This window comes from Lactobacillus mulieris, from assembly GCF_007095465.1.
Lineage (GTDB): Bacteria > Bacillota > Bacilli > Lactobacillales > Lactobacillaceae > Lactobacillus > Lactobacillus mulieris.
In genome coordinates, this window is sequence record NZ_SDGL01000002.1 from 110057 (window position 1) to 133078 (window position 23022).

The 23022-nt window shown below is 32.7% G+C and carries 21 protein-coding genes; 9 read left to right on the forward strand and 12 right to left on the reverse strand.

The window, feature by feature from the left end; translation table 11 throughout:
- Window positions 1–32: 32 nt before the first annotated feature.
- From ETI37_RS01320 to ETI37_RS01355, 8 genes are all read right to left on the reverse strand, one after another.
- Window positions 33–1112, reverse strand: a complete 1080-nt coding sequence (locus tag ETI37_RS01320; RefSeq protein ID WP_143458362.1) for a BMP family lipoprotein — start codon at window positions 1110–1112, stop codon at window positions 33–35.
- 280 nt (window positions 1113–1392) lie between these two features.
- Window positions 1393–2319 carry a phosphate/phosphite/phosphonate ABC transporter substrate-binding protein gene (gene phnD, locus ETI37_RS01325; protein WP_022091356.1) on the reverse strand — a complete coding sequence of 309 codons (927 nt, stop codon included), beginning with the start codon at window positions 2317–2319 and terminating at the stop codon, window positions 1393–1395.
- 246 nt (window positions 2320–2565) lie between these two features.
- Window positions 2566–3504 carry a phosphate/phosphite/phosphonate ABC transporter substrate-binding protein gene (locus ETI37_RS01330; protein ID WP_006586020.1) on the reverse strand — a complete coding sequence of 313 codons (939 nt, stop codon included), beginning with the start codon at window positions 3502–3504 and terminating at the stop codon, window positions 2566–2568.
- Window positions 3505–3652: 148 nt separating this feature from the next.
- On the reverse strand, window positions 3653–4738 hold the full coding sequence (locus tag ETI37_RS01335) for a YdcF family protein (protein WP_006586019.1): 1086 nt from the start codon (window positions 4736–4738) through the stop codon (window positions 3653–3655).
- 72 nt (window positions 4739–4810) lie between these two features.
- On the reverse strand, window positions 4811–5968 hold the full coding sequence (locus ETI37_RS01340; protein ID WP_006586018.1) for a cation:proton antiporter: 1158 nt from the start codon (window positions 5966–5968) through the stop codon (window positions 4811–4813).
- 102 nt (window positions 5969–6070) lie between these two features.
- Window positions 6071–7927 carry a heavy metal translocating P-type ATPase gene (locus ETI37_RS01345; RefSeq protein ID WP_006587510.1) on the reverse strand — a complete coding sequence of 619 codons (1857 nt, stop codon included), beginning with the start codon at window positions 7925–7927 and terminating at the stop codon, window positions 6071–6073.
- 130 nt (window positions 7928–8057) lie between these two features.
- Window positions 8058–8525, reverse strand: a complete 468-nt coding sequence (gene cbpB, locus ETI37_RS01350; protein WP_006586016.1) for a cyclic-di-AMP-binding protein CbpB — start codon at window positions 8523–8525, stop codon at window positions 8058–8060.
- Between the two features lie 792 nt (window positions 8526–9317).
- A complete protein-coding gene (locus tag ETI37_RS01355) occupies window positions 9318–10193 on the reverse strand; it encodes a LysR family transcriptional regulator (RefSeq protein ID WP_006586015.1) in 876 nt (291 codons plus the stop codon).
- Between the two features lie 135 nt (window positions 10194–10328).
- Here ETI37_RS01355 and ETI37_RS01360 point away from each other — a divergent pair, with 135 nt between their 5' ends.
- The 9 genes from ETI37_RS01360 to ETI37_RS01400 all read left to right on the forward strand — a co-directional run bounded on the left by ETI37_RS01360 (window position 10329) and on the right by ETI37_RS01400 (window position 19035).
- Window positions 10329–11951, forward strand: a complete 1623-nt coding sequence (locus tag ETI37_RS01360; protein WP_006586014.1) for a malolactic enzyme — start codon at window positions 10329–10331, stop codon at window positions 11949–11951.
- Between the two features lie 96 nt (window positions 11952–12047).
- A complete protein-coding gene (locus ETI37_RS01365) occupies window positions 12048–13193 on the forward strand; it encodes a YncE family protein (RefSeq protein ID WP_006586013.1) in 1146 nt (381 codons plus the stop codon).
- Window positions 13194–13221: 28 nt separating this feature from the next.
- Window positions 13222–13521 carry a hypothetical protein gene (locus ETI37_RS01370; protein ID WP_006586012.1) on the forward strand — a complete coding sequence of 100 codons (300 nt, stop codon included), beginning with the start codon at window positions 13222–13224 and terminating at the stop codon, window positions 13519–13521.
- A gap of 92 nt (window positions 13522–13613) precedes the next feature.
- Window positions 13614–13775, forward strand: coding sequence for a teichoic acid D-Ala incorporation-associated protein DltX (locus ETI37_RS01375; RefSeq protein WP_022091354.1), 162 nt, complete (start codon window positions 13614–13616; stop codon window positions 13773–13775).
- 15 nt (window positions 13776–13790) lie between these two features.
- Window positions 13791–15299 carry a D-alanine--poly(phosphoribitol) ligase subunit DltA gene (gene dltA / locus ETI37_RS01380; protein ID WP_006586010.1) on the forward strand — a complete coding sequence of 503 codons (1509 nt, stop codon included), beginning with the start codon at window positions 13791–13793 and terminating at the stop codon, window positions 15297–15299.
- Complete coding sequence (dltB, locus tag ETI37_RS01385) at window positions 15296–16525, forward strand: D-alanyl-lipoteichoic acid biosynthesis protein DltB (RefSeq protein WP_006586009.1); 1230 nt, start codon at window positions 15296–15298, stop codon at window positions 16523–16525. Before dltA ends, dltB begins: the two co-directional genes overlap by 4 nt.
- 29 nt (window positions 16526–16554) lie before the next feature.
- The gene (gene dltC / locus ETI37_RS01390) at window positions 16555–16794 is read left to right on the forward strand and encodes a D-alanine--poly(phosphoribitol) ligase subunit DltC (protein ID WP_006587508.1); all 240 of its coding nucleotides are present in this window, start codon (window positions 16555–16557) and stop codon (window positions 16792–16794) included.
- The gene (gene dltD / locus ETI37_RS01395) at window positions 16787–18103 is read left to right on the forward strand and encodes a D-alanyl-lipoteichoic acid biosynthesis protein DltD (protein ID WP_006586007.1); all 1317 of its coding nucleotides are present in this window, start codon (window positions 16787–16789) and stop codon (window positions 18101–18103) included. Before dltC ends, dltD begins: the two co-directional genes overlap by 8 nt.
- A complete protein-coding gene (locus ETI37_RS01400) occupies window positions 18103–19035 on the forward strand; it encodes a serine hydrolase domain-containing protein (RefSeq protein ID WP_006586006.1) in 933 nt (310 codons plus the stop codon). Before dltD ends, ETI37_RS01400 begins: the two co-directional genes overlap by 1 nt.
- A gap of 48 nt (window positions 19036–19083) precedes the next feature.
- Here ETI37_RS01400 and galE read toward each other — a convergent pair whose 3' ends face one another.
- The 4 genes from galE to ETI37_RS01420 all read right to left on the reverse strand — a co-directional run bounded on the left by galE (window position 19084) and on the right by ETI37_RS01420 (window position 23022).
- Entirely contained in the window at window positions 19084–20073 is a 990-nt protein-coding gene (gene galE, locus ETI37_RS01405) for a UDP-glucose 4-epimerase GalE (protein WP_006587506.1), read from the reverse strand.
- A gap of 288 nt (window positions 20074–20361) precedes the next feature.
- The gene (locus ETI37_RS01410) at window positions 20362–21546 is read right to left on the reverse strand and encodes an MFS transporter (protein ID WP_224783239.1); all 1185 of its coding nucleotides are present in this window, start codon (window positions 21544–21546) and stop codon (window positions 20362–20364) included.
- 19 nt (window positions 21547–21565) lie between these two features.
- Window positions 21566–22750, reverse strand: a complete 1185-nt coding sequence (locus ETI37_RS01415) for an MFS transporter (protein WP_006586003.1) — start codon at window positions 22748–22750, stop codon at window positions 21566–21568.
- Between the two features lie 41 nt (window positions 22751–22791).
- The gene (locus tag ETI37_RS01420; protein ID WP_022091350.1) at window positions 22792–23022 is read right to left on the reverse strand and encodes a hypothetical protein; all 231 of its coding nucleotides are present in this window, start codon (window positions 23020–23022) and stop codon (window positions 22792–22794) included.

A 23022-nucleotide genomic window follows, 5' to 3' on the forward strand; every position in this document is an offset into this window, starting at 1 on the left:
TTGTTTATTGTTCGTTTATTAAATTTGTTTACTTAGTTAGAAGGTGTAGTAGGAACTTTAACCTTACCATCAATAACATTTTGCTTAGCCTTGTTAACAGCAGCCCATGCAGAATCACTCATATTGCCCTTTACTACATAAGTACCGTTACCTTTTAAGCCATAAACAAAGTGCTTACCTCCAGGAAATTCGCCGTCATAAGCCTTGTTGGCGATGTCTTCTACAGCCTTACCAATACCTTTAATTGTACTTGTAAGAGTGAAGTTAGATTTTTTACCATCTTTATCTTTATATACACCAAGACTTGATTGATCTGAGTCAACACCGATAACCCATACTTTATCATTAGCTGCTTTTTTAGTATTGATGTCTTTAGCTTCTTGGAAAACACCTTCACCGGCAGTAGCAGCTACTTGATAAATAACATCTGCTTTATTAGCGTACATAGCTTTAGCGATAGCCTTAGCTTTATCTACACTTGAAAAGTCCCCAACATAAGCATTGATGATTTTGATCTTTTTATTTTGTTCTTTTGCTGCATCAGCAACACCTTTTGCAAAACCGGCATCAAATAAGTTAAGGATTACTCCGTGTGCACCACCAACAAAACCAACAACATTTGTTTTAGTGGTGTATGCAGCTGCATATCCTGCTAAGTATGATGCATCATTAGATTTAAATGTGGCAGAAGCAACATTTTTACGATTGATAACATTATCAATCATGATGAAGTTGTTTTTAGGATGCTTTTTGGATTCGGTGTTAATAGCATCACCTAATTCATAACCAACTCCAACAATGGTTTTATATTTAGCGTTAATAGCTTGTTCGATGTTTGGAATGTGGTCACTAGCTGAACTTGATTCAAAGTAGTTGTAACCGCCATTTCCTTTGAGTAGGTCGTGAGCCTTACCATAACGTTTAAGACCTTCCCAAGCTGATTGGTTAAATGAATGATCATCAACCCCAGTGTTGTTAGTGACTAAAGCAATACTGTGATTAGCATTTTTAGCATTGCTGCTTGAAGATTTGTTTGAACAAGCTGCCATACTCAAGCCAACTGCTGATAGAAGGATACTTATTGATAAAACTTTTTTAATTTTCAATTGCATCTACATTCTCCCCAAATAATTTTCTTAACGTCAATCAACATTAACAGTCTTTTGATTAGCTGTCAAAGTAAGCTAAATTCGCTAAAAGCTTGATATATCAACGTTTATAAAATGTGATAAATCTCGCTAAGCTTTGAGTCTGTAAGGATCAGACACGATATATAGATTTTTTTCAAAAATAACACAATATCTTGTGGATAAAAATGTTGAAAAGTGGAAAAGCACAACATATAGAAAAATAAAAAGCGGATACACTATAAAATGTATCTGCTTTGCGGGCTTATTCACTAGCTTTATTAGCGTCCTTTTGATATTTTCTAACAATATCAAAGTCACTATCTTTTGCATTAACATAGCCTAAATGGTTATAGATGTTGTATAAAACATTTTTACCTTCTTTGGTTTTAATAATATTTTTAAAAGCTGCACTTAGCTTTTTTCTGAAAGTTTTTGACATATCAGAACGAACTGAGATTGTGTCATTGGGTAACCATTTAGTGAAATAGATTGGCTTAGTATCTGTCATTACTTTTGGCTCATCTTTGGCAGCAATATTTCTTGCATCAGCGAAGACGCAAGCGGCGTCAACGTCACCGTTGTAAACAGATAATATGGCTTGATCATGTCCTTGAATTTGAACCATGCGTGTTTGCTTGGGAATACTTAACCCCTTTTCGTAAAGTTCTCCAATAGGTGCAACATAACCTGAAGTAGAAGATGGAGATTGAACGGCAATCTTTTTACCCTTTAAATCTTTCCAAGTTTTAATTTTAGAACCTTTTTTAACAACAATCATTGAGCGATAATGACTCATTTTCTTGTTATTTGGCTTACCAGATGGTTCATCATAGCCTTCATTCATAGCCCTTAGTAAGACGTCTGCCGCTTTCTTTTTATGTGCTAATACATAAGTATCTCCACCGATAAAACCGACGTCTACTTTTTTAGAAGACATTGCTTCAACCAATGCAGTATTGCTGGTTGATACGGATACGTGAACAGGAATGTCGAGCTGCTTTTTTAGCAATTTTTCAAGTGGCTTAACTCGATCTTGTAGTTTGCTACCCTGGACACTGGGAACAAATTGGACATTTAATTCCTTAGGAGTGTAATTAGTGGCATTATTACTTTTACTGGTAGAGCATGCGCACATTAATCCTGCAATTGATATAGTAACTAGAGCAATAACTGCTTTTTTTAAATTCATTTTTTCATCCTCCAATAAAAATGTAACGTTCAAAACATTAGCAGGAGAAAAAGAGATTGTCAAAATAGTAGCCAAGCTCAAAATACTGATAAATAAGCCTTTTAAAAATTGGCTTGGTACTAAAGAGCCTAGAGTTATTAACTGATTTGGGCGGTTTGAAAAATAAAAAAATAAAATAACAAAAAAGCCATCGATTTCTCGATAGCTTTAGAGACAAATTATGTATACGAATCGGATTTTTAATTATTACTTAGTAACTTTTTCAATAGTTTTTTCATAGTCACGAATTACGTCAAAGTTAGAATCTTTTGAATCTTTATAACCCATGTGTGAGTAGATGCTTGACATAATCTTTTTACCTTTTTCAGTCTTCATTAAGTTCTTGAAAGCCTTTTTAAGCTTTGTACGGTAAGCTTGTGACATATCAGAACGAACTGAAATGGTATCGTTCGGAATCCACTTGGTAAAGTAGATAGGAACTACATCTTTCATGACTTGAGGAGTATCTTTGGCAGCGATGTTTCTTGCGTCAGCAAAAACGAATGCAGCATCAACATCACCGTTATATACTGCTAAAACGGCTTGGTCATGACCTTGAACTTGTGTCAAAGTTGAGTCTTTAACTACGTTTAATCCCTTTTTGTAAAGTTCAGCAACTGGATATACATAGCCAGAAGTTGAAGATGATTCTTGAACAGCAATCTTCTTGCCCTTAAGGTCTTTCCAAGATTTAATCTTAGAACCTTTCTTTACGACAATCATAGCACGATACTTGTCCATCAAAGTTTTGTTCATCTTACCAGATGGTTCATCATAGCCATAACGTTCAGCTTGTAATAAAACATCAGCAATCTTACGTTTATGTGCAAGTACATATGCATCAGGGGGTAAGAAACCAACATCAACTTGGTGTGAACTCATAGCTTCTACTAAGGCGTTATTACTTGTAGAAACAGTAACTTTAACGGGAATACCTAATTCCTTCTTGAGCAAACTTTCAAGTGGCTTAGCCTTAGCTTCCAAAGTGCTAGCTTGTGAACTAGGTACAAATTGAACATTAAGTACTTTCTTTGGTGTATAATCAGTACTTGAGCTACCCTTTGAACTATTATTACTTGAACAAGCAGTAGCTACAGCAGCTGTAAGAAGAGCCAATGCCCCAACAACAATCTTCTTAAACTTCATATTTACCTCCAACTTCACTCAAATGCTTTTTGAGCTTATGTATTAGTTTTACCAAGAAAAAAATAGTTCGTCAACCAAAAAACAAACTATTTTGTAAATTTATTTAAAAAATGACAATTTATTTAACTAAATACGAACATTATAAGAGCTAAAACAATTTAAAAAGTACACTTAATATGCCAATCAAGGTTATAAGACTGATGGTTATTATGTGGCGCTTTTTATTTAAAACAAAGATGCCTGCAAACTCACGTAATAATGCATTGGGTAAGTAGTATAACCGAGTTGGAGCTCCAACACCATTGGCATTTAATTTTGCTTTCTTTGCTAAGAGAGCAGCTCTAAAAATATGGTAATTATTACTAAAAAATTTGCATGTGTATGGTTTGTTTTTAGTGTCTTTTTCAATTATTTTTTTAGAAAAGGTCATGTTTTCTAAGGTTGTTGTAGATTGGTTTTCTAAGATAATTATTTCCCGGGGAATGCCTGCTTTAATTGCGTATTCAGCCATTGCAGCAGCTTCTGGCAATTCTTCATCAGGACCTTGTCCACCAGACATTATTATTTTTGGCCAATTTCCCGTTTTCTTTTTAACTTTTTTAGCATATTTAATAGCTGTATTAATTCTATTTGCTAGCAAAGTTGAAATTTTAGTACCATTAATCAGTCCAGCCCCTAATACAATGAGATAATTTTCACGATGGTTTTTAGGATAAAATTGATATAGAAAAACATTAATAATAAAGCTCAACATTACAATTGTTAAATAAGTTGCAATAGTTGGTGCTAATCCTAAAATAGGGGCTAGGTAAGGTGGAAGATGAAGCCAATGCGTGAATTTTTGATAAATCCATAGACCTATTAATGCAAAACCTAAAAATAGCGTTAACATGTTAGGTAAGGTGTGACTTTCGTATTTCCAGACAAAATACGCATTCCATAGTAAGAATAACCAGGCAAATGATGATAATAATAAGACTAATAAAATACCAGCTACAAATGCTAATGACCAAAGATAATGAATAGCTGGAGGAGTTAGCTTAAAAATTAAAATACTTAACCAAAAGCCCGAAATTAAGACAACTAATGCAAAAATATTGCCAGTAATTAATCTCCGAGGTTCTTTAATCCATAAATAAAGAAAAAGAGTAGATATAATAACTAAAATAACGGAAGTAAAAACGAAGGCGGGGTTATTATTAAGCTTGTCTACTAATTGATCTACGATAGACATATAAATTTCCTCCTATATATCTTATTAAGATTAAGATAGCAGAAAATGAATAAAAGTGTATGAAAAAAGCAACTAAACAGTTGCTTTTTGTTTTAAATAATTGTTTAAGATAAATGGTGATAAAACAGTAGTAACGATTATCACTAAGATTAAGCTTGAGTAAATATCTTCAGGGAAAAGATGATGTGCAATGCCGATTTGAGCTACAATCAAAGCTACTTCCCCACGTGAAATCATACCTGCGCCTACTATATTGGCATCAATTTTATTAAATCCGAATAATTCGCAGGTATATTTTCCAGCCCAAAACTTAGATAATAGTGCTAAAACAGTCATTACTATAATAAAGATTAAATCTTGTGTGAAACTTGAAAAAGTCATTGAAAGTCCAATATCTGCAAAAAATACAGGAATGAATACAGAATATCCAATCGCACTAACTGCTGAATTGACTTCTTTATATTGTGGCGTTTGTCGAATTGCTAAGCCACCAAAAAAAGCTCCTACTACTGCGCTGAGACCAGTAAAATCGGCTGCCCAAGCTAATCCAAGAGCTAGGATTAGTGAGGCGATGACTACGGAATAATTAACTTCGATTCGTTCTGCATATTTCATGAAATATGGAGCAATAAATTTAAAAATAAGCCATACAATTACAAAATAAATCACTTCGATTATCAGATTAAGAACCAAATTGTTAGTTAATCCGCTGTTACCTCCTTCGTGCGAGAAAGAAGTAAATAAGCTTAAAACGACAACTGCCAAAATATCGTCAACAACGGCTGCTCCTAAAATAGCAGTACCAGCCTTAGTATGGAGTTGATTAGCATCATGCAATACTTCAACTGAAATAGAAACACTGGTTGCAGCAAATACTATTCCGATAAACAAGGCTTCTAAAAATTTCATACCAAATAATTGGCTAGCAATTGTCATGAAGATAACTGGTAAGATAACACCAATGAAAGCAACAGAAAAACTAAGTTTAAAATATTTTTTTAATAACTCTAAGTCGCTCTCTAATCCAGCTAAAAACATTAAAAATATAACACCTAATTCAGAAAACAAAGTAATTGTACTACTTGTTTTAATTAATCCTAAAATTGCAGGTCCTAATAAGATCCCTGACAATAATTGTCCAATGACTGCTGGTAAATTAAGCCGCGTAAACAGTTGACCTAACAAGGTTGTAATTAATAGGATTAAAATTAATTCACCAATAAAATGCATATATTAACCTTTCTATGGTAAAGAAAAAAGCTTTCAAGGGGCTTCTTGACCCAAAGAAGCCCCTTGAAAGCTTTTAGACTCCAACCACTAAAACTTATTTAACTAGCTAAACATTTTACGCAGTTCTGTCTTTTTTTGCAAATTAGTGGTCTTTTTATTACGCATAATTTTAGGGGTGGTTTTTGCTAAAAGAGCCAGACAAATAGTAATTAAATCGACAACTTCTTGTAGAATAGCCCCAGCCATTGCTGGAATAATACCTGTAAAAGCGACAATTTCAATTAAGATAACAATACTAATTGCAGTTAAAACATCAATGTTAGCTACTTTCATAGTATGTTTTGCAATAGCTACAGCATCACTAACTTTTGATAAATCATTAACCATAATTACGGCATCAGCACTTTCACTAGCAGCGGTTGCTCCTTTAGCTCCCATAGCAATACCGACATCCGCAGCCATTAGACTAGGCGCATCATTTACCCCATCACCAGTCATAACAACTGGTCGATTTTCAGATTTGATACCTTTTACAGCAGCAATTTTTTCAGCTGGTAAAAGTGAAGAACGAACGTCATCAACGCCTGCAACTGCAGCTACTTTTTGAGCAACTTCAGAATTATCACCCGTTAACATCATAATATGCTGAGCGCCTTGAGCTCTTAAAGAAGAAATTGTATCAGGTGTTTCAGGTCTGATTTGATCTGCAAATGTAATATAGCCGCCAAATTTATTATCAATAGAAATATAAATTGCAGTTGAATTGATATTTTTTAAATTTTTATCTGGAGCTACAAATGATAACTTACCTACACAGACAATTTTATCTGCTACTTTTCCGCGGACACCTTGACCTGTAACTTCTTCTAAATCTGTTACAGAATGTAATTCTGCTTTTGGTGTAGCTTTAACTAAACTTGTAGCAATGATATGACTAGAAGCTTGCTCCACACTTGCAGCAAAAATTTGCAATTCCTCTTTATTAAAGCCTTTTTCAGGAACAATTTGATCAATAACTAGTTGGTTTCTTGTTAAAGTCCCCGTTTTATCGAAGGCGAATGTTTTAGCACGTGAAAGCTTTTCAAGGACAGTCCCACTCTTTACTATGATATGATTTTTAGACATTGAACTCATACCTGATACTAGTGCTACAGGAGCAGCAATTAATAAAGGACAAGGGGAAGCAACAACCATTACTTGAGCAAAGCGAGTAGGGTCACCAGAACTAATCCAAGCTGAAATACCAATAATTAAAGAAATAATAGTAAAAGGAACAGCATAACGGTCCGCCATTTTAACAAATTTAGCAGGGGCCGCTTCAGATGACTGCACTAAAGCAACGATTGTTTGGTATTCTGAATCCTTAGCTAGCTTAGTCACTTGCATTGTTATAGCGGAATCACCATTAATTGAACCTGACATTATGGTATCATCTATTCCTTTTTCAACAGGAACAGATTCTCCTGTTAAAGATGATTCGTCAAAACTTGAACTTCCAGTAAGAATAATACCATCAACAGGAACTTGGCTACCGGGTTTAACTAAAACATGGTCACCAATTTTTAAATCATCAACTTTAACCTCGCTAACAACGCCATCAACTACTTTATTGGCTAAACGAGGATTGTTAGAAAGAAGGCTACGCAATTCTTTGTCAGCCTGACTAGTTGCATAATCTTCCAGAGATTCACCACCTGTTAACATGACTAAAATCATCCAAGCAGCCCAAAATTCATTGACAGCAACAGTACTGATAACTGCAATAATTGCTAATATGTCAACTCCCCAGTGTCCAGCTTTTAAGTCCATAATCATTTCTTTAAGCATAGACAAAGCCATTAATAATGCTGCAATATCAATAATGGTGGCTGTGAGGTGTGGCATATGCATAACAAAATCTAAAATTGCACCAATAAAGCCAAGAATTAAAGCAACGATTAATTTCCATTGATGTTTCATAAATAACCCCCGATTTCGCTTACAATCATATCTTGTCTAAAATGTAACACCAAATTGCTATTCTGTAAACTATAATGATTATAAATTGCAAATTGTAATCATTATAAAATAAAAAAGTAGCCAGGATAGACTACTTTTCTGTGATATTGTATTTTTGATCTAATTCATGACTTATATAATTAAAGGCTTTAATCCATTCACGTCTAGTTAAAAGTCCTTGAAAAACTCCCGAATCATTTACAACTGGAATAAAGGGATTATTAATAAGTAAATGAAGCTGGGCTTCCATAGTCGTATTAACAAAATTAATTGTTGTAAATTTTGTTTGCATAACTTCGCTAACTTTCATATAAGATAATGGTTCAATAGAAATATCTGAATCAGTTAACATTTTTTCTGTGATCATAGACAAGGAAAGTAATCCGACTACCTGTTGCTTATGATTTAAAACAGGAATTTTAGCATATTTAACTTTGGTTAGAATTAAAAAAGCATGATATAAGGGTGCATCTTCTTGAACAAAAGCAATTTTTGAAGCAGGAATTAAAAAAGCACCAGATTTTTGCTCAATTAAGTGTTGAATTGTTGGTGAGAACATAATAACTCCTCTATAATTATTAAAGCGCTTTCTTATATAATACTTGAAAAGTAATGTAATTAATAGTACCAAAGTATTGATTTATATGTCTAATGCATAGAAAAAAGGCCCGCTGGGAAGGCGGACCTTATAGGGTTTCAATCTACTTTGGAGGAGTAAGAATGAATGAAATAAAAAGTGGGAGTATAGCAAGTCTACCTGCTTGCTATGGTTTATATATTATAGAGTAATTGTGAATAAATTTTGCTGAATTATTTAAGAAAAGCTAAAGAAAAGTTTTATAATCTTTAAAGTACATAGTTATTGATATACGAAGAAACCCCACCTTGATAGGCGGGGTAATTGAGGAATATATATGAAATATCTATTTGGGGAAATAGATTAAAGTTGATTTTCATTACTTTGGAGGAGAATGAATGAAAAAAGTTGGGGTGTTATAGCTTCGAGGTTATTTCCTCTTGCTATGGTTTATATATTAGAAGATATTTGTGAAGAAATTATGATTTAAAATCTGAAAAAATGTAAATTAATTATATCTAAAATATGATGATATAACTTATTTTTACAGCAAAAAGCATTGCATGTTTGCAACGCTTCAAAGGTTATATGTAATCTATTAGGGGAAATAGATTAAAGTTGATTTTCATTACTTTGGAGGAGAATGAATGAAAAAAAGTTGGGGTGTTATAGCTTTGAGGGTTATTTCCTCTTGCTATGGTTCATATATTAGAGAATGATTGTGAATAATTTGTGATGAAAAATAAGTAAAAATGTAAAAGATCTAGTATGAAATTATGATTTTTCCAGAATATCCCATAATTTTTGCTCTTGTGTCTTAAAAAGATAATTTTTACGGGCAGCAGCAACTAAGATGAATTCAGGTTGATTTTTATCTAATAAAGGTAGGGCTACTAAGTTAGAATTATTTTCGATAGATAGTGAAGTTAACAAAGAAATACCTAATCCTTGCTCAATTAAAGATTTTACGATGGTTACGTCTGGACTGTTATAAATGGTTTTAATATTAATTTGATTAGCTTCTTTTAATTGTTTTAAAGCTGCACTATGGATAAAGTCATTAGTTAAATCTATAAAGTTTTCGTTCTCTAAGTCTTTAAAAAAGATACCTTTCTTTTTAGCGAGTGGATGATTTTTATTTACGATTATTTCCATTGGAAACTTTTTTAAGACGGTTAATTTTAAATCAGGATTATTGGCAACTTGCATAGTACCTAACAAAGCAATATTAATTTGACCATCTAAGAGCATTTGCTTTAATTCATGAGAACCATGTTCTTGAACATTTAAATGTTTTAAAATATTAGCTTTTAATAATTTACCAGCAATTTTTGGAAAATATTCATCACCTATTATAGGAGGTAAACCAAATAAAATATCTTCACTTAGATGCTGATTTATTTCAGTTTGAGCTACTTCAATTTCTTTGAGAATCTTTTTTACATGTTCATCAAATTGCATTCCTATATTTGTAACGTTTACGCTCTTATGTGATTGATCTCTAATGAAAAAAGTTGTTCCAAATTCTGTTTCAAGTCGTTTGATTGCTGCGGTAATAGTAGGCTGTGTTACTCCGAAACTATCAGCAGTTTTGGTATAGCTTTTTTGATTTACTAATTCATGAAAATATTTTAAATCTTGTAAGTTCATAGTTCACCTCATATAAATAAAATTTATCATATGCGCTTTTGTTGACAATAAATTGTTAAAGATAATACACTTTGCTTGTAAACAAAATAAATAAGACAAGATCTTATAATCGTATTAAGAAAGGGCGGAGTATTTATGAAAACAATGGACATTATTCATAACCCATTTAAGAACAAAGGAACTGCTTTTACTGAAGAAGAACGTAGAAAGTTAGGCTTAATTGGTACCTTACCTGGCTCTGTTCAAACAATTGAACAACAAGCAAAAAGAGTATATGACCAATACAAAATTAGACCAGATGGTATGCAAAAGCGTAAGTTCTTGATGGAAGTTTTTAATACTAACCGTACTTTATTTTACTACGTATTAAGCCATCACATTGAAGAATTACTTCCTATTGTTTATGATCCAGTTATTGCACCAGCGATTGAACAATACAGTGAAATTTTCATGTTACCACAGGAAGCGGCTTTTCTTTCAATTGAACATCCTGAAGATATTGAAGAAAGCTTGAAAAATGCAGCCGATGGTCGTGATATTCGTTTAATTGTTGTTACAGATGCAGAAGGTATTTTAGGTATTGGTGACTGGGGCGTAAATGGGGTTAATATTTCAGTTGGTAAGTTGATGATTTATACTGCAGCAGCTGGAATTAATCCAAGCCAAGTTTTACCAGTATCACTTGATGTAGGAACTAATAACCAAGAACTTATCCATGATCCATTATATTTAGGTTTAAAGAAGCCACGTGTAACTGGTAAGGAATACTATGATATGGTTGATAAGTTTGTTGCAAGTGCACGCAAGCTTTTCCCAGATGTATATATTCACTTTGAAGATTTCGGTCGTGACAATGCGACTAAAATTTTAAATAAGTATCGTAATGAAATTCCAGTCTTTAATGATGATGTTCAAGGAACTGGGATTGTATCACTTGCTGGAGTACTGGGTGCATTAGAAATTTCAGGTCAAAAGATTACTGATCAAAGATTCTTAACTTTTGGTGCAGGAACTGCGGGCATGGGTATTGCTAACTTGCTCTGTAAAGAACTGCAATTACAAGGGTTAAGTGAAGAAGAAGCTAAAAAGCACTTCTACTTGGTTGATAAACAAGGTTTATTGTTTGACGATACTGAAGGATTAACTCCTGAACAAAAACCATTTACGCGCTCACGTGACGAATTTGACAATAGCGAAGAATTGACTAACTTAGAAGCAGTTATTAAAGCAGTTCATCCTACTGTTATGATTGGGACTTCAACTACACCAGGAGCATTTACTGAAGGAGCTATTCGTGAAATGGCTGCCCATACTGAGCGTCCAATTATTTTCCCAATCTCCAATCCAACAAGATTAATTGAAGCAATGCCAAAAGATTTGCTTGAATGGACGGATGGGAAAGCTTTAATTGCAACTGGAATTCCCGTAGAGGATGTTGAATATAAGGGTGTAAGTTATGCAATTGGACAAGCTAATAATGCATTGATTTACCCAGGTGTAGGATTAGGAGTTTTGGCTTCAAAAGCTCGGTTAGTAAACGATCAAATGATTTCTGCAGCTGCTCACTCATTAGGCGGAATTGTTGATACAACAAAGCCAGGAGCAGCGGTATTACCACCTGTAAGTAAGATTCATGAATTTACTAAAACTGTTGCTAAAGCAGTTGCTCAATCAGCAATTGATCAAGGTTTAGCTGATCCAGATATTACTGATGCTGAAAAGGCAATTGAAGCAATTAAATGGGAAGCAAAATATTAATACATAAAAAGGATTAAAGATTCTCGTTTTTATGCGAGAATCTTTTTTTTATAATTAGGTATAATAGGGAGGATTAGTTTAAAGGATGTGAAAGGGATGCTAAAATGGCTCAAAAAAGTTTTTCGTATATTCTTTTTGTGCCTGATATTGTTGGGAAGTTTTTATGGAGCTTATTACTTATATCAAAGATATGAACGTTATAAAACTTATGAAACGTTATTAGCTAAAAGACCAACGTTAAAGAAAGCTAAAGATGGTACAAGTATTAGTGCAGCTTGGTATAAAGAAAAAGAATTTGAGAAAAAATTATCCAAAAAATATCCATGGATTTATACTCTTTCATTTGATACGCCTGCTTTGACATATGTAGGAAGAAATATAGCTATTCCTGGTTTGGTTTCTACAAAAGCTTATGATTTTTCAAAGAAGAAAATGGATTTAGCTACTAATATGACGCCTCAAGGGATAGCTTTTGCAGATAAATATATGTTGATTTCAGCTTATGATGGCTTGCATAAGCATAATTCTGTAATTTGGGTATTAAATAAACAAACAGGTAAATATATCAAAACTTTGCAAATAAAAGGCAGACCGCATTTGGGTGGAATAGCTTATGACCCAGTTGCTAAAAATATTTGGGTAACAAGTTCACTTGATGGAGAATCTGCTTTGGCCTCTTTTTCATTAAAGGAATTAAAGAACAATAAAGGAAAAAGACCAGTTAAGTATAATAACCAAATGGCCTTACCTGGTATATCACGTGCTTCAACAGTTACTTATTTTGATAATCAATTATTTGTTGGCTTTTTCAATATGTATGAAAAGGGAACAGTTTCGGGATATACAATTGCTAGAAGTGGCAATTTTAAAGGGTCAATTACTACTGATGAGATTAAGGCAAGTACAGGTTCTGCTGCTTGGTCAACAGCAACAGGATCAACTAGCATGGATAAGCAAATTCAGGGAATAGCTTTTTATCAAGATAAAATATTTTTAAGTCAATCATATGGTAGTCAAAATTCTAAACTTTATATTTTTCCAGTATCTGCTTTAAATTCGCTTGATGAAAAAAATGCCGAAAGAGTAATTGAGTTACCGCCATACTTAGAACAAATTACCGTTGAAAATGGACAATTAATTTGTTTATTTGAATCAGGATCAAAAAATTATGCTCGTTCACAAATTATGATTATGGATAGAACACTATCATTAAATATAAATGCACTGTTTTCTAGTTACTAGAATTTAATAATGTAGAAAGTAAGAAAAAATGGATAAGACTGTAAAGAAAAAAGTACTTTTTTTAACTAAATTATCTGGCTGGTTGTGTTTTTTCCCGATAGCTTTTTTCTGGGAATTATATTTATGGGGCTATGAACCTAGCTTCTTTTTGCTAGGGATGATGGGAATTATTTTGGTATTTGCTTTGGTTTTGTTACTAAGTGATGTAACAGAACTCTGTTATAATAGGAATCGAATGCGAAGATGGATGATATTTGCAGCCGTTTTTGTATCAGTTTTAGTTGCAGTACCACTTTATTTTGCAATGCGAAAACTTCCAAAAAAGTAACAGATACTAAATATTTGTAAAGAAGCTTGCGTATATCGATATAATTTGTAAAATTGTTGTAATATAATATGCAGAATGTTAGGGGTGAACTGATGAAAAAAATAGAAGAAACAGAAAAGAAGCCATCTAAAGGTAAAGCTATAACTAGTTTTGTGTTGAGAACTATTTTTTATTTTGTAGTTTTGTTGGCATTGATTTATTTATACGAATATAGCGGAATTGATTCAGTGCACTTTATTTATAATGAATTTTAGTTAGAGGATTTTGCAGTGATTACTAATATTATTAAAAGAATAGATCAAATTGCGATTGAAGAGCCTGACAGAATTGCTTATGATTACTTGGGTACGACTAATACCTATGGGGAGTTGAAGCAACGCTCAGATGCTTGGGCATATAAAATTACTAATTTAAGAATTGAAAACAAAGCTCCAATTATGATTTGGGGTGGTCAAACTTTTGAAATGGTTGCTTGTTTTTTGGGATGTGTAAAAGCAGGCCATGCTTATATTTCAATTGCTAGTTATTCTAATGCAGAACGTTTGACTATGATTCAAGATGTTTCAAAATCTCCATTAGTAATTGCAATTGATGAATTACCTAATATTGATTTGAGAGATTTACAGGTATTGAAACCAGAGGAAGTAGAGAATGGAAAATTTTCAGTTAATGAAGATAACTTTGTTAAAGATGATGAAAATTATTACATTATCTTTACTTCAGGTACTACTGGTAAACCTAAGGGAGTCCAAATTAGTCATAAAAACTTATTGAGTTTTGTCAATTGGGAATTATCTGACTATGCTTTGCCAGAAAATCCTAGTTTTTTAGCACAAGCACCATATTCATTTGATTTGTCAGTAATGAGCTTATATCCAGCTTTAGTAAGTGCTGGTAAATTAGTGGTGTTGCCACATGATGTTACAGAAAACTTAGGGCAGTTGTTTACGACTTTGCCTAAGATGCAATTTAATGTTTGGGTTTCAACTCCATCATTTGCTCAAATGTGTTTCTTAGACCCTACTTTCAATGGTGATCATCATAAAGAGCTAACACATTTCTTATTCTGTGGTGAGGAATTGACGCACAAGTGTGCTGAAACTTTACGGAAGAAATTCCCTAATAGTAAAATTTTTAATACGTATGGTCCAACTGAAGCGACTGTTGCTGTAACGCAAGTTGAAATTAATGATGAAATTTTGAGTAAGTATGACCGTTTACCAATTGGTAAAGTAAAGGAAGATACTGAAATTACCATTGATGAAAGTAAAGGAGAAAAGCCTGGTCAAGGTGAATTAATAATTTCAGGACCTAGCGTTTCTAAAGGATATTTACATAATCCAGAAAAAACAGCAGCAGCTTTCTTTAAGACAGATGATAAGGCAAGTTATCGTACAGGAGATGCAGGTTTCTTCGATGGGGATATGCTCTTTTATCGGGGAAGAATTGATTTCCAAATTAAATTTAATGGTTATCGAATTGAGCTTGAAGAAATTAACTTCTATTTAAGCAAAAATGATTTAGTGCGTTATGGCGTTGTAGCTCCTAAATATGATAAAGAGCATAAAGTAAAACAATTAATTGCTCAAATCGAATTAAATGATGGTGTCAAAGATAAGTATTCTGAAGCAGAAATCACTAAATTGATTCGTGAAGATTTAGCTAAAAATGTGATGCCATATATGATTCCACAGCGTTTTGTATATCGTGAAGATATGCCAATTTCACAAAATGGAAAAGTTGACATTAAGGCTGTAATTAAGGAGGTAAACGCTTGATAAATTTACAACCATACAGTAATCCTCAGTATTTTGTGTTATTGTTAGGATTGCTGTTACCGTTAATTATTGGTTTGTATTTTGGCCGGCGTTTTAAAGTCTATGAAGCGATTTTTTCAATTGCTTTCTTAGTATTAACTTTTGGAGGAGATAAGTGGCAACAAGGGGTAACCTTGTTAGGCTATATCATTTATCAATTCTTAGTAACTTTTGGCTTCCAAAAGTATGTAAAAAATGGTGGCAAAAAAACAGGAATATTTAGTTTATTTGTTATTTTAGCCATAATTCCATTAACCATGGTTAAGGTAGCACCAGTAATTCCATCAAAGGAACCAATTACAATAGGTTTTTTGGGAATTTCTTACTTAACTTTTAAGACTGTTCAAGTAATTATGGAATTACGAGATGGAACGATAAAAGAAGTTGACCCGGTTATGTACGCTCGCTTCTTGCTATTTTTCCCAGTAATTTCTTCAGGTCCTATTGATCGTTATCGAAGATTTGTTAAAGATTACAACGAAGCACCAAGTAGAGAAGAATACCTTAATAACTTGGAACTAGCTGTTAAATATCTTTTCCAAGGCTTTTTGTATAAGTTCGTTTTAGGATGGTTATTTGGAAGTTTTTGGTTACCACAACTTACTCAGGCTGCCATTATTAATGGAAAAATTAATGGTGGATTGCACTTGTCATGGGCGCTTTTAGGATATATGTACTGCTACAGTATGTATTTGTTCTTTGATTTTGCAGGATATTCTTTATTTGCGGTTTCAATTTCATATTTCATGGGTATAAGAACCCCTATGAACTTTAATAAGCCATTTAGTTCACCAAATATTAAAGAGTTTTGGAATAGATGGCATATGACTTTATCATTTTGGTTTAGAGATTTTATCTTCATGCGTTTTACATTCTTTGCTATGAAGAAAAAACTGTTTAAAAACCGTATTCGCTTATCACAAGTAGCCTATTTAATTAACTTTTTGATTATGGGCTTTTGGCATGGAGTAACTTGGTATTATATTGTATATGGTATTTTCCATGCTTGCGCTATTATTATTAATGATTATTGGCTAAGATTTAAGCGTAAGCATAAAAAGCAATTGCCAAGTAACAAATATACTAAAGCTTTGGCGATATTTATTACTTTTAATGTTGTATGTTTTAGTTTTTTGATTTTCTCAGGATTTTTAGACACCTTATGGTTCCATCCAATGCACCATTAGGAGTTACCTAGAAAGGAATGGATTTAATTATGGATGCAAAAGAAGTTGTTTTAAATATTTTAGAAGATTTAACTGGTGAAGATTTAAGTGACCAAATGGATGAAAACATTTTTGACAATGGTTTATTAGATTCACTTGCTACTGTTCAAATGTTATTAAACTTACAAGAAGAAACTGGAATTCAAGTTCCTGTTTCAGAATTTAACCGTGAAGAATGGGACACTCCTAACAAGATTGTGGCAAAGGTAGAAAGTTTAGAAAATGACTAATAAAAGAAGACTGTGGCAAATCTTTGGCCCTGTCATCTGTGCGGTATTATTATTAATTGCAGTATTTCTTTTCCCTTGGGATAGAACTTATAGTGCAAATAGTATTTTTGAAGCAGCTACTTCGCAATCTGACCGTATTTTTAAAGGGCAAAGAATGAAGCAAGAAGCCTTATCAGGTAAGTATGTTCCATTTTTTGGCTCCAGTGAATTATCACGAATGGACTCACTCCACCCTAGTGTATTGGCATATAAGTATAATAGAAGCTATACTCCATTTTTACTTGGTGGTGCAGAGAGCCAGTCTTTAGCTCATTTTTATGGAATGCAAGGAATCAAATCACAATTAACTAATAAAAAGGCTGTTGTGATTATTTCACCACAATGGTTCACAAAAAAAGGGCAAGATAAAAATGCGTTTAGTTTATACTATTCGAATTTACAAGCAATTGATTTTCTATTAGATGCTAAAGATTCGGTGGCTACAAGATATGCAGCTCGTCGTCTTTTGCAAATGCCAAGTGGTAAGTCTAGTGAAACAGTTAAATATGCTTTGATGACTGTCGCATCGGGACAACCATTATCAGAAACTCAAAGATTAATATTGCAGATGCGAAGAAGAATCTTAGTTAACGAAGATACCTTCTTTAGTACATTCCAATTACCTGATCGAGTAAATAAGATTAAAATGCAGGCTAAATATTTACCAGATAAATATACAATTAAAGGTTTGACTGAAGTTGCAAATGCAGAAGGTAGCTTGCATACAACTAATAATAAGTTTGCAATTGACAATACTTTCTTCAAAACGCGTCTTAATAAAAAAGAATTGAAGAAATTAAAGGGAAGTCAAAAGCACTTTGATTATACTAAGTCTGTTGAGTATTCTGATTTTGAATTAATGCTCAAACAATTTGCGCATGAACATACAGATGTATTGTTCATTATTCCACCAATTAATGCCAAGTGGGCCAAGTATACTCACTTATCTGATAAGATGTATCAAAAGTCAGTTAAGAAAATTAAGTATCAACTTGTTAAGCAAGGATTCAATAATATAACTGATTTATCTAAAGATGGTGGAAAGAAATACTTTATGCAAGACACTATTCACTTAGGTTGGAATGGGTGGATTGCTGTTGATAAATCTGTTAAGCCATTTATGCAAAAGTCATATTCAAATGTAAATTATAAAATTGATAATTATTTCTTTACTAAGAGTTGGCAAAACAGAACTAAAGTAGAAAATATTAAAGTTAATAAGGCATCTAACACAAATGTAGTACCTACAACGGGGTCAAAAAGCAAATAGTGCGCCAGTCTCTTTCCAATATTGGATTTGAGGGTTCAGTTTTAGTCATTAAAAATGGTAAAACGTATTTAAATTATGCAACCGCAAATAAGACTGACACTAGTTATTTAATTAACTCTGTTCAAAAATTTATTACAGGGGCAGCTATAATGAAAGCTGTTCAAGAAGGAAAGCTAAGTCTTAATGATACTTTAGCCAAATTTTATCCTACTGTACCGGGAGCTAATAAAGTAACTATTTTAAACTTGTTACAAATGACATCAGGGTTATCTATAGATAAAGCTTTAGGAACTAAACCTTTTGTCAGTGATAAGAAAAATTTAGAATATGCTATAAAAAATACTAAATTTGATGAAAATATGTTGGGAAAAGTTTCATATTCAACTTTGAATTATGTGTTTTTGAGCAATATTTTAAGTAATATATACAATACGTCCTATGAAAAGCTAATTACTAAAAGTTTTATTAATAAGCTTAAATTGAAACATACAGCATTTTCTTGGGCAAATAATAAGACTTTGAAAAAAATTAATTTTGTTTTGGGACATCAACTTAGTTCAAATGGAAAATATATCACTCAAAAACTTGATTTGGATGAAATACATGGTGAATTAGGTGCAGGGTCGTTACTAATGGATAATTATGATTTATCAAAATGCGTTAAATATATTCTAACTTGTAATTATTTATCAAAGTCTAGTATAAAAGCTCTATATGGTATGAATAATCTGGCTAATACTAGTTATAGTGGTGGTTTTTATATCCATAATACTTATTTAGCAAGTAATGGTGGAGATAATGGTTACTATACTTTTCTAAGAACAAGTAATAACGCAAAAACTATCATAATAGTTCAAACGAATAGAGCTAGAGGTAATTTCTTTGAATTACGCAGTGTAATGGATCAATTAATAATTGCTCTACAAAAATAAGGTCTAGGAAAATTCCTAGACCTTTTTTATACGGGTATTATTTAATAGTTATTCTGAAAAGCCATTTGGGTGGATTTGAACCCACTTCCATGCGCTAGCAATAATATCATCAATATTATCATGTTGAGGTTGCCAGTTTAAAACTGTTCTAGCCTTTGTAGAGTCGGCTACAAGTGAATCAGGATCTCCGCCTCTACGTGGGCCGATTGTATAAGGAATATCTTCGCCAGTAACTTTAATTGCACTTTGTAAGATTTCTAAATTAGAGAAGCCATTTGCACTACCTAAATTAAAGATATCACTCTTTTGGTTCTTAACAACGTAATGTAGAGCAAGAACGTGAGCTTGAGCTAAATCTACAACATGGACATAATCACGTACATTTGTGCCATCAGGTGTATTATAATCATTACCGAAAATAGTAAAATTACCAGTGCCATTCTTAGCAGCTAAAAGAATATTAGGAACTAAGTGAGTTTCAGGAGCATGATCTTCACCAATTGAAGCATCTAAACTAGCTCCAGCTACATTGAAGTAACGCAATGCAATAGACTTAATTCCATCAGCTTGATCTGTCCAACGCATAATCTTTTCCATCATTAATTTTGTTTCACCATATGGATTAATTGGATTAGTTGGAGCAGTTTCTTTGATAGGTAAGTCTTTAGGAACACCGTACGTTGCGGCACTTGAAGAAAATACTAAATTTTTGACACCTGCAGTTTTCATAGCTTTTAGTAAGCTAATCATACCAGATACATTGTTGTGGTAATATTTAAGCGGTTCTTGAACAGATTCGCCTACCAATAAATATGCTGCAAAATGGATGACTGCATCGATTTTTTCATTCATTAAGATATTAGTTACAAGGTTAGTATCTAATACATCACCATGATAAAATTTAGCTTTTTTATTAACGGCTTGTCTGTGTCCAGTATATAAATTATCTAAGACGACAACATCATTTCCATCTTCAAGTAAAGCATTGACAGTATGAGAGCCGATATATCCAGCTCCTCCGGTTACTAAAACGCGCATAACTAAAAAACTTCCTTTCATGCGGATAATTATTTTTAGTATATCAAACAATCTATTATTGTTTAAAATTTAATTTGTATCTTAAGTAATTAATTATATTTCAAGCATTGAGAAAGACGACTAGCTATGCTAATATTTACATGTACTGCTAAATATTGTTCTCTATTTCTTCGGTAGCGAAATTGAGATTATGTGGTCAAATTAGCGGTATATATACACTGTGTGAGCCCGGTTCCGATGTTGGTGGAATTGGGCTTTTTTATATAGTTGAAAAAATAAAAGGACGTATTAAGCGTCCTTTTTTCTTAAACTATTAAACAAAATAAAGTTGATTAGAGCAATAATAATTAGACTTGCCAAAATAAATAATAAGACTGGCATAGTTACATAATTTAGTAAGATTGCTCCAAACAAAGCAGCTAAAGCTCGACCTGCAGATGTACCTGCCAAAACTAGTCCCTGATAGCGACCTGCTTGACTTTTAGGAGCATGTGCGTGAACATATGCACTTACAGCAGGGAAAGCTAAAGCTTCACCACAAGTAAGAATAAACATGGCTAGTAAATAATTCCAATAGTTATTTGCCCCGATTAATATAAGGAATGAACTTGCAAATAATACAAATCCAATATAAAGGCGAGCATTAATTTTTTTACTTAAATAACCATCAAAATATGTCAAAATTGGCTGAGAAATAGTGATTAAAGCTGAGTTTAATGTCCAACAAAAACTATATTCAGCCGTGGAAATACCATGATTTAACATATGCACTGATAAATTAGAATCCCATTGTTCATATGCTAACCAACAAAAGAACATGCAGGCAACAAGACTGATAATAATCCAAAAGTTCTTTTTTGTAGAAATATTTTGATGAGTTGGTGTAGGGGCAGCTTGCACTAAGTTAGCATGATCAAGCTTCCGAAAGAAAATTAATAAAAGGATAGTGAATACTACAAAAAAAGTAAAGGCTGATGCCAACCATGCTTTAGGACCTAAAAACGTAATTATTCCAACTAATAGTGAACCAATTACTAATCCTAAATTTCGAGTCATATATAACAAATTAAAGAAAAAGGAAGAAGCATGGGTTTTCATCGTGGTAGCAATAGAGTTAATTGCAGTTGTAACAATTCCATCACCTATTCCATAAATAACTAAAAAAATAGGATAAAAGGGCCATGCGGGAATTAAAAACATTGCTAAAGCACATAAACTAGTTATTATTGCACCGAACAAGATTGTTTTAAATGGTGTGATTTTATCAAAGATAGCCCCACCAATAGCATTTCCTAATAAGGTAGTACCATAATATAAAAGAAGTACAATAGCTGCTATAGTTAGAGTTTGATGGAGATATTGGTGCATATAGATTGTTGTTAGCGGCCAAATAAAACTGATACCAATATTATAAATAAGGGATCCTAAAAGTAAAAATTTGATTTTTACAGGATCTTGATTTGTTTTTTCCATCTGAAACCTCATTTCTCTTTTAATTATGTGCTTTTAATTGATTACTTAAAATAAATAAGATGATAGATATTATAACGATTAATGTACAAAAGATAAATAAAATTAAGTAGCTTGAATTGTCAATAATTAAAGCTCCAATTAGTGGTCCAAATGCTCTACCAGCAGATGTAACAGATTGAACAATGCCTTGATAATATCCCTTTTCGGAATCATCGGCACGGTCATTAACATATGTTGAAACAGCAGGTAGGCATAAAACTTCTCCAGTAGTTAATAGCGCCATTGATATAGCAAAAATAGCCCATGAATGTGCAAATAATAGTAATAAAAAGGCCCCGGCAAATAATGTAAAACCTAAGTATAATCGACCTTTAAGATGAGCTGTTAAAAAATCATCAAAGTGAGTTAAAAACGGCTGAAATAGTACAATTAAAACGGCATTTAAAGTCCATAGTAAAGAATATGATTGAACTGATAAATTAATGCTTAACATATAAGTTGAAATATTAGAATTCCATTGTTCATAAGCAATCCAAACACATAATACACAATTTAGTATTGCTAAAATTTGATAAAATTTTGCTTTATTCATATGTTCTTTAGCAACTTTATTAAACTTAGCTCGGTTATTGTGACCATGTACTAAGTTAAGCCCATAATATTTGGTTAATACAATTGCTTCAAAAACTGCAAACATTAAAAAAGCTAGGATAAACAAGTAAGTTATACCAAATGGTAAAACAAAGCCAACAATTAAAGAGCCAAAAACTAATCCTAAATTTTGAGTGAAATATAGGCAATTAAAAATATAGCTCGGATTATGACTTTTCATAAATGTAGCAATAGAGTTGAGGGAAGTAACAATAATTCCATTACCAATTCCTAGCGTTAGTAAGAAAATGGCATAAAATGGCCATCCATGCCAAAAGATTAGTGCGAGTGAAGAAATAGCTGCAATAAATACGCCACTGGCTATTGTTTGGTATGGATGCCACCGATCAAATAAATAACCGCCCAATAAATTCCCAAGTAAAGTAAAAGCAGAATTTAAAAAAAGGACAATTCCGGCCATCGTTAAACTTTCATGGAGATAAGTTGTTAAATATATTGTTGTCAATGGCCAAATAAAACTAATTCCGGTATTAGCTACTAAACTTCCCAATAAAAGATAAGATAGTTTTACAGGGTCTATTCTTTCTTTCAAGTTGTCACCTCATTGCATAAAAAAAGCTGTCTCAGGGGCAGCTATTGTTCATTAATCCAATTACCAAAACCATTTTTTAAAATGTCATCAATGGGATATGTATCTGAATCTTTCCTTTTAAGCGTCTTTTTAACATCTTTAGAACTAAGTTTATTAACAATGTAACATTTTAAGGCTTTATTAGTTAAGTCGTCAAAACTAATCCCAGTTCTTCTGATATATTCATCTACGAGGCGATTAACATTTTCATTAAGAACTACTTTTTTTGTCAT